Raw genomic sequence first — 1099 nt, 5'->3', positions numbered from 1 at the left:
CTGGCCTATCAACCCCATCATCTCTAGGACACCTTAAAGGAGACCTCATCTCGAAGCAGGCTTCCCACTTAGATGCTTTCAGCGGTTATCCCTCCCGAACGTAGCAAACCAGCCATGCCCTTGGCAGAACAACTGGCACACCAGAGGTTCGTCCGTCCCGGTCCTCTCGTACTAAGGACAGCCCTTCTCAAATCTCCAACGCACGCAGCGGATAGGGACCGAACTGTCTCACGACGTTCTAAACCCAGCTCGCGTACCGCTTTAATGGGCGAACAGCCCAACCCTTGGGACCAACTCCAGCCCCAGGATGCGACGAGCCGACATCGAGGTGCCAAACCATGCCGTCGATATGGACTCTTGGGCAAGATCAGCCTGTTATCCCCGAGGTACCTTTTATCCGTTGAGCGACCGCGATTCCACAATCCACGGCCGGGTCACTAGTCCCAGCTTTCGCTCCTGCTCGACACGTCCGTCTCACAGTCAAGCTCCCTTGTGCACTTACACTCGACACCTGATTGCCAACCAGGCTGAGGGAACCTTTGGGCGCCTCCGTTACTCTTTAGGAGGCAACCGCCCCAGTTAAACTACCCATCAGGCACTGTCCCTGAACCCGATCAGGGTCCGAAGTTAAGGAATCCAGAATGGCCAGAGTGGTATTTCAACAACGACTCCCCAACACCTAGCGATGCCGGATCACAGTCTCCCACCTATCCTACACAAGCCACACCGAACACCAATACCAAACTATAGTGAAGGTCTCGGGGTCTTTCCGTCCTGCTGCGCGTAACGAGCATCTTTACTCGTAATGCAATTTCGCCGAGTTCGCGGTTGAGACAGCAGAGAAGTCGTTACGCCATTCGTGCAGGTCGGAACTTACCCGACAAGGAATTTCGCTACCTTAGGATGGTTATAGTTACCACCGCCGTTTACTGGGGCTTAAATTCTCCGCTTCAACCCAAAGGGTTTAACAGGTCCTCTTAACCTTCCAGCACCGGGCAGGCGTCAGTCCGTATACATCGCCTTACAGCTTCGCACGGACCTGTGTTTTTAGTAAACAGTCGCTTCTCCCTGGTCTCTGCGGCCACCACACACACATCAG

Annotated in this window: 1 rRNA gene; it reads right to left on the bottom strand. The window is 54.5% G+C overall.

Annotated features, from left to right (window positions below):
* Window positions 1-1099 (bottom strand): 23S ribosomal RNA (locus NQ036_RS15395); the annotation flags it as partial.

The sequence above is a fragment of the Brevibacterium sp. 91QC2O2 genome, from assembly GCF_024580695.1.
GTDB lineage: Bacteria > Actinomycetota > Actinomycetes > Actinomycetales > Brevibacteriaceae > Brevibacterium > Brevibacterium moorei.
Note: the sequence above shows the minus strand (reverse complement) of the source record. Positions and strands in the feature narration are given on the sequence as shown.